Source organism: Gordonia sp. IEGM753, assembly GCF_050321825.1.
GTDB lineage: Bacteria > Pseudomonadota > Gammaproteobacteria > Pseudomonadales > Pseudomonadaceae > Aquipseudomonas.
On the sequence record NZ_JBNQGB010000004.1, the window covers coordinates 69,137 to 76,420 of the forward strand.

At 57.1% G+C, this 7,284-nt stretch carries 8 protein-coding genes; 4 read left to right on the plus strand and 4 right to left on the minus strand.

What is annotated here, in order from left to right; all coding sequences use genetic code 11:
• Positions 1-67: 67 nt before the first annotated feature.
• Entirely contained in the window at positions 68-1,420 is a 1,353-nt protein-coding gene (locus ACQR3R_RS20010; protein ID WP_428274576.1) for a GntT/GntP/DsdX family permease, read from the minus strand.
• 82 nt (positions 1,421-1,502) lie between these two features.
• Positions 1,503-2,036 (minus strand): gluconokinase, GntK/IdnK-type, encoded by a 534-nt coding sequence (locus ACQR3R_RS20015; protein WP_428274578.1) that lies wholly within the window; start codon positions 2,034-2,036, stop codon positions 1,503-1,505.
• Between the two features lie 214 nt (positions 2,037-2,250).
• Between ACQR3R_RS20015 and ACQR3R_RS20020 the strand changes: the two genes are divergently transcribed.
• The gene (locus ACQR3R_RS20020; RefSeq protein ID WP_428274580.1) at positions 2,251-3,282 is read left to right on the plus strand and encodes an HTH-type transcriptional regulator GntR; all 1,032 of its coding nucleotides are present in this window, start codon (positions 2,251-2,253) and stop codon (positions 3,280-3,282) included.
• A gap of 52 nt (positions 3,283-3,334) precedes the next feature.
• Here ACQR3R_RS20020 and ACQR3R_RS20025 read toward each other — a convergent pair whose 3' ends face one another.
• Positions 3,335-4,225, minus strand: coding sequence for a LysR substrate-binding domain-containing protein (locus tag ACQR3R_RS20025; protein WP_428274582.1), 891 nt, complete (start codon positions 4,223-4,225; stop codon positions 3,335-3,337).
• A gap of 118 nt (positions 4,226-4,343) precedes the next feature.
• Between ACQR3R_RS20025 and ACQR3R_RS20030 the strand changes: the two genes are divergently transcribed.
• The 3 genes from ACQR3R_RS20030 (at position 4,344) to ACQR3R_RS20040 (ending at position 7,068) form a co-directional block, all read left to right on the plus strand.
• The gene (locus ACQR3R_RS20030; protein ID WP_428274584.1) at positions 4,344-4,775 is read left to right on the plus strand and encodes a PACE efflux transporter; all 432 of its coding nucleotides are present in this window, start codon (positions 4,344-4,346) and stop codon (positions 4,773-4,775) included.
• Positions 4,776-4,962: 187 nt separating this feature from the next.
• Positions 4,963-6,387 carry an MFS transporter gene (locus ACQR3R_RS20035; RefSeq protein WP_428274586.1) on the plus strand — a complete coding sequence of 475 codons (1,425 nt, stop codon included), beginning with the start codon at positions 4,963-4,965 and terminating at the stop codon, positions 6,385-6,387.
• Positions 6,388-6,540: 153 nt separating this feature from the next.
• Positions 6,541-7,068 (plus strand): hypothetical protein, encoded by a 528-nt coding sequence (locus tag ACQR3R_RS20040; RefSeq protein ID WP_428274588.1) that lies wholly within the window; start codon positions 6,541-6,543, stop codon positions 7,066-7,068.
• On the opposite strand, the gene ACQR3R_RS20045 is transcribed toward ACQR3R_RS20040, so the two are convergent.
• Positions 7,063-7,284 (minus strand): hypothetical protein (locus ACQR3R_RS20045; protein ID WP_428274590.1); only part of this gene is annotated, 222 nt, incomplete at its 5' end. The two genes, ACQR3R_RS20040 and ACQR3R_RS20045, sit on opposite strands and share 6 nt — an antisense overlap.

Genomic DNA, 7,284 nt, shown 5'->3' on the forward strand with positions numbered 1-7,284 from the left:
TCTGATGGTAAACCGAGTTGTCTGCATCCGGGCAAGCCCGGCTCCTACATGTGTTTTGCAGTGTTGCTTAAACGAACATCGACAGCAGCAGGATAAAGCCCAACGCCACGATGGACAGGATGGTTTCCATCGCGGTCCAGGTCTTGAAGGTCTCAGCCACGGTCATGTTGAAGTACTGCTTCACCAGCCAGAAACCGGCATCGTTGACGTGCGACAGAATCAACGAGCCCGCGCCGGTCGCCAGTACCAGCAACTCACGGTTCACACCTGGAATCATCCCCACCACCGGCACCACAATGCCCGCGCCAGTAATGGTCGCCACGGTTGCGGAACCGGTTGCCACACGAATCACCGCCGCTACCAGCCACGCCAGCAGGATCGGTGAAATCTGTGCGTTGACCGCCATGTGGCCAATCACATCACCCACGCCGCTGGTCACCAGCATCTGCTTGAAGCCACCACCGGCACCGATGATCAGAATGATCGCCGCGGTTGGCGCAAGGCTCGCATCCAGCAATTTGAGAATGCGCTTGGAATCGATGCCCTGACGATGGCCGAAGGTGTACAGCGACAGCAGCAACGCCAGCAGTAATGCCGAAATCGGGTGGCCGATCAGGTCCATCCAGTTACGGAAGAAATTGCCATCCGGCAGCGCAACGTCAGCAAATGTTTTCAGCAACATCAAAAATACCGGCAACAGCACGGTCACCAGGGTGATGCTGAAGCTTGGCAACGTCGCCGCCTCCGGCTCGCGTGCCAGTTGATCAACCAGCTCTTGATTGGCATGACCCGGAATGTATTTGGAGATGAATGTGCCGTAGATCGGGCCGGCGATAATCGCGGTGGGCAGCGCAACGATCAGGCCGTAAAGAATGGTCTTGCCGATGTCGGCACCGAACACGCCAATCGCCAACAACGGCCCCGGGTGCGGCGGAACCAGGCCGTGCACCGCAGAAAGACCGGCCAGCAACGGGATACCAATCTTGATGATCGACACACCCGTGCGGCGCGCAACGATGAACACCAAAGGGATCAGCAACACGAAACCGATTTCGAAGAACAACGGTATGCCGACCAGAAACGCCGCAAACATCATCGCCCACTGCACGCGCTCTTTACCGAACGCACGAATCAGGGTTTGGGCAATTTGATCCGCCCCGCCCGACTCGGCCATCATTTTGCCGAGCATCGTACCCAGCGCCAGGATGATCCCGACAAAACCGAGCACACCACCGAAGCCGTCCTGGAACGCCTTGAGAATGGTGCCTACCGGCATGCCGGAAGTCAGGCCAAGAAAGCCTGCCGCAATGATCAAGGCAATAAATGGGTGAAATTTGAACTTGGTAATCAGGACGATTAGCCCGATCACCGTGACCACTGCATCTAGCAGCAGGAACGTGTCGTGGGACATGCCGAACATTAGGGGTGTCTCCTGGTTGTTGTTGTTATTAAAGCGGGTATTTCGCAAGCCATCAGGACAGCGCTATCTTTCTGAACAAAACTCATACCGAGAGTTTCAAGCCATGTGCCTGCCACCAGACATAAGCCTGGTTCGCCAGCTGGTCTACGCCGTGGTTCGAGGCGTCCAGCGCTAACGTCAGGGGCTCGCCCACAGGCGATTCGAGGGTCGCAAACTGGCTGTCGATCAACGTCGAAGGCATGAAGTGGCCGGGACGATGGGATACTCGCTCGGCAGCGACTTCAGGCGTCAGCTCAAGAAACACGAAGCCCAAGCCCGGCAAGGCGCTGCGCAATACTTCACGATAACTGTGTTTGAGGGCCGAACAGGTCAGCACCGGGCGTTTGCCTTCGGCGTCAACGCGGCGCAACTCAACGCACAGGCTGTCGAGCCAGCCGGCACGGTCGTTATCGTCGAGGGGAATGCCGGCGCTCATCTTTTCGATATTGGCGGCAGGGTGAAAAGTGTCGCCTTCAATGGCGGTGGCGCCGCTAAGTTCGCACAACGCTTGGCTAACGCAGGTTTTGCCGCAACCGGCTACGCCCATGATGACCAGGGCGGTGATGGGATTATTCATGTAATACCTCAGCACGTAGACAGCGCTACCTTTGTATCCTGTGACACTGGAACAAAAGCAGAAGTTGCCGACGCCTTCTTGTCATTTTTGTGGGTTGCAGCATGTTCGTTCCCAACGCCGAAAAGCGAGGTTCAGGCAAAACTCGCTCACGCATTTGCAGCTGCTTCGGGACAGCGCTACCTTAGTGCCTTGAATTTTGTTTGGCAAGCCGCCGATGACCTCCCCAAAAAACGATAAAAATACTCGCACCACTGGCCGTCCTACCCTGAATGAAGTTGCAAGAATGGCCGGGGTCAGCCCGATTACCGCCTCCCGCGCATTGCGTGGCGTCAGCACCGTAGCCACCGAATTGGTGGCGAAAGTCCAGAAAGCGGCCTTGGAACTCAACTATGTAGTCAACCCGGCCGCCCGCGCGCTGGCGTCGGCGCAAGGTCATTCGGTGGTGGTTTTGGTGCCGTCGCTGTCCAACTTGTTATTCATCGACACGCTGGAAGCCATTCATCAGGTATTGCGCCCCAAGGGCTTTGAAGTACTGATCGGCAACTTCCATTACTCGCGTGATGAAGAAGAAAACCTGCTGCGTAACTACATGGCCTATCAGCCGCGCGGTTTGCTGTTGACCGGGTTTGATCGAACTGAAAGTTCGCGCAGGATGATCGAGACCAGCAACATCCCTTGTGTGTACATGATGGAACTGGACAGCGCTGCCGGTTTGAACTGCGTTGGCTTTTCACAACTCGCGGCCGGTGAAACAGCAGCCGAGCACCTGTTGTCACGCGGTCGCAAACGCCTGGCCTACATCGGCGCACAACTGGACCAACGCACCTTGCTGCGAGGCGAGGGTTTTCGTAAAGCGCTGCAAAAGGCCGGTTTGTACGACCCGGCCCTCGAAGTGCTGACCCCGCGCGCTTCCTCCGTTGGCCTGGGCGGCGAATTGTTCCTGCAACTCATGACCAGTCACCCCGACGTCGACGCGATCTTTTTTGGCAATGACGATCTGGCGCAGGGCGCACTGCTGGAAGCCATGCGCTGCGGCATCAGCATTCCGCAACAAGTGGCGGTACTGGGCTTCAACGACCTGCCTGCTTCAGAGCATATGGTGCCGCGACTGAGCAGTATCAGCACCCCGCGCGAGGCCATTGGCCGGCGCTCGGCCGAGTTGATGCTGACCTTGCTGGCGGGCAACCCAGTGACCAAACCGGTGCAGGACATGGGGTTTGAGCTGAAGGTGCGCGAGAGCACCTGAACCGATCAACGCGTGAGCAACGCCTTGGATGTTGACGCTGCCACCTCGCCGCTCATCCCACAGGCCTGGGCCCCGCCCCCATCAATTCCACCAACGCCAACGCGCCCTTTTGCAACGGCTGGCTCTTGAGCCAGACCGCGTGCACCGGCATCACTAAACCGTTCTCGATATTGCGAAAATCCAAGCGTTTAAGCCTTCCGGTATCGAGTAATGGCTGTACCACTGACAACGCGAAATTACCCCATCCCAAGCCCGCCTCGACCATTTCCATCGCCATGGCCAGCGTGTCGGTACGCCAGTAAGACTCGCCTACCAGGGGCCGGGTTTGGCTGATCGGTCGGTCGCGGCTGGCCACAATAATTTGGCGCAGGGGCACCAGGTCCTCCAGGAACAGGTCATTGCCCTGCAACAATGAGTTATCGGCCGCCAGCGTGGCGATCATGCGTTCCGTGCCCACAAACTGAAAACGCTCCAACCCATTCATGCTCAACCCCGCGAAAGCCAGGCAAACACTGACCCGGCCACTGTGCAACATGGCCAGTACGTCATCCTGCGGTGCACTGAGCACTTCAACTTCCAACAGCGGATAACGCTCGGCAATCGCCTTGATCGCCGCCATTAAACGTCCTGTGTGAATGTCCGCCACCACCCCGATCGACAACTTGCTCTCCAGCCCCAGCGATAACTCGATGGCATGCACTTGCAACTGTTTGAGTTGGTCGAAGATCAGGCGTGCGTGTGGAACCAATGCGTTGGCCATTGGCGTGGGCACGGGCTCACGGTGGCTGCGGTCAAACAGTGCATAACCCAAATCGGCTTCGAGATTGGCAATGCCCATGCTCACCGCCGACGGCACTTTTCCCAACGCCCGGGCCGCCGCGGAAAATGAGCCGCGCTCGATTACCGCCAGAAACAATTCGATGCTGTCACTGCTGAAATTCACGGCCGTTCCTATCAAAAAAATTGAAAGCTACCGACTTCTTCTATCAAGTCCATTGAAGCTATCTTCTGCCGAATTCGCCAGCACTTTGGCGACTCATGCACAGAAGCAGGCAAATCCCATGCAAGGCGTTAAACGCAAATTGATCTATGTGTCGCTCTATGAAGTCATCGGCATGACGTTTTCGGCCTTGGGCCTGGCGTTGCTGTCTGGCACTTCGCCTAGCAGTACCGGGCCATTAGCGGTTGCCATCACCACCCTCGCGGTGACCTGGAACTTCATCTACACCTCACTGTTCGAACGCTGGGAAATTCGCCAGCCTTCGCGCACGCGCACGGTGAAACGGCGCATCGCCCATGCCGTGGGCTTTCAGTTGACGCTGATTGTGTTCCTGATCCCGCTGATCGCCTGGTGGATGAACATCAGGCTGGTCCAGGCTTTCTGGCTGGACCTGGCACTGATCATTTTTATCCCGTGCTATACGTTCGCGTTCAACTGGCTGTTTGACCGACTGTTCGGATTACCAACCTCGGCATTGCCCGATCCGGTTTGAATCGCACAGCCCCCATGGCATCAACGTGATCGTGTACCTCGCAGGCACTCATTGCGCCATAAACCGCTAATAACACGGTGATTGTTGGAACAAATACGCAGACTTCGATGCAAATGCGCCAATATTCACAAGCGTTTATAACCGATAGCAGGCTAAGCTCTTCCATCAATAAAAATTGGATCTGTTTATGTCTGCCCACAGCCCCGCCGTCACTGAAGCAGACGGCATCGATCCCGTCCGAGCCGCACAAATTTCCGCACGCATTGACCGGTTGCCTGCTGTCTCCACCCTCTGGCGGCTGGTGGCATTGCTGTCGATAGGCGGTTTTTTCGAGCTGTACGATCTGTTCCAGACTGCGTACATCAGCCCCGGTCTGATCCGTGACGGAATCTTTGCCACCGGCAGCCAAGGCGTGTTCGGCTTCTCTGATCAAGCAGCGTTCGCCTCGGCAACATTTTTGGGGCTGTTTCTTGGCGCGAGTCTGCTGAGCCCGTTGGCTGACCGTTTCGGCCGCCGTGCAATCTTCACCTTTGCATTGATCTGGTACACCGTAGCGACAGTCGCGATGGGCGTTCAGAGTTCCGCGCTGGGGATTATCTGCATGCGTTTCCTGGTGGGCATCGGCCTCGGCATCGAACTGGTGACCATCGACGCTTACCTCTCGGAACTGGTGCCAAAACGCATGCGCAGCTCCGCATTTGCCTTCGCATTTTTTGTGCAGTTCCTGTCGGTGCCCGCCGTGGCATTGATGTCGTGGTGGCTGGTGCCGCAGGCGCCTTTCGGCGTGTCCGGCTGGCGTTGGGTGGTGTTGGCCAGCGCGGTATTCGCGTTATTTATCTGGTGGCTGCGTTCACGTTTGCCAGAGTCGCCGCGCTGGCTGGCCCAGCATGGCCGTTTCGATGAGGCCAGCAAGATACTGGACAACATCGAGGCGCGCTGCGTAAAAAACCAGGGCAAGCCGCTGGATGAGCCAGAACCTGCGCAAGTGGACGTTCAAGGCGCGGGCCGTTTTGCCGATATCTGGCAGCCACCCTATCGCCGTCGTGCCTTGATGCTGATTGTGTTTCACGTATTCCAAGCCATCGGTTTCTTCGGTTTTGGCAACTGGTTACCGGCATTGTTGTCCGGCCAAGGCGTGAGCGTTACCCACAGCTTGATGTATGCATTCATCATCACCCTCGCCTATCCGTTGGGGCCATTGCTGTTCGTGAAGTTTGCCAACCGTTTCGAAAACAAATGGCAAATCGTCGGTTCGGCATTGGGCGCCATGACCTTCGGTACGCTGTTTGCGCTGCAAACCGGCGCCTTCGGCCTGATCTTCTGCGGCGTGATGATCACGTTCTGCAACGCCTGGCTCAGCTTCAGCTATCACTCATACCAAAGTGAATTGTTCCCCACCAACATCCGTGCGCGAGCGGTCGGTTTTTGCTATTCGTTCAGCCGATTGTCGACCGTGTTCAGCAGTTTGCTGATCGGAATTTTTCTGGAGCACTTCGGTACACCGGGCGTGCTGGCGTTCATTGTCAGCAGCATGTTGATCGTGATGATCACTATCGGCTGGTTCGGCCCGAGAACCCGCAATCTGGCGTTGGAGAATATTGCGCACCGCTGACCCGCGCGCGGTCGACCACTGCCGCCAAGCGGCAAGGGTTAACCGCATTTTTTGTAACGACTGACTCGCGCACCTTGAAAACAATGAGCGAAAACGACGGCATGCTAATTGCTCCTACAGTCCGGACAGCAATTACCTACAGGTCTACTCATCATGTTGGTCAATGCAAAACAAACACCCGTCGTCCAGCCGCCACAACGCACGGACATGGACCCGACTACGGCGGCCGCCAGTGCGCTGTACAGCGGTTTGCTGCAGAACGTGCAAAACAACACGCAGGCACAGATCACGCAAAACATCACCAGTGGCCAGGCATCCGGCCTGACATCGGCCACCCAGCAAGTCGCGGCCGCAAGCAAAATCAGCGACAACGTCGATGAAGCCTTCGCCAAGACCCGCGTGGCTTTTCAGGCCAAGGACAGCGACAGCGCCGCCATGACCGACTTCAAGGACTACATGAGCAAATCGCCGGAACAGCGCTTGCGCGACAGTATCCTGAAAGAGATGGGCCTGACCGAAGATGACGTGAAGGCCATGCCACCTGAACAGCAACTGGCTGTCGGCAAAGAGATTGCGCAGCGCATGGAAGACAAGCTGAAGTTGGCGAAATCCGATAAGGACAATAGCAGCACTGAAACTGGCGGCGGCCAGGTCGTGGACAAGTTCCTGGCGGCGCTATAACCCTCCGCTGTAGGAAGCAGGCTTGCCGGTGATGGCGATTCCGAAATCGCCATCGCTGGCAAGCCAGACTCCTACGGATTGGTGGTGGTGTCTGGGTTGATGCCCGAACACAAACCCGTAGGAAACCGGCTTGCCGGTGATGGCGTTCTCCAAATCGCCATCGCTGGCAAGCCAGACTCCTACGGATTGGTGGTGATGTCTGGGTTGATGCCCGAA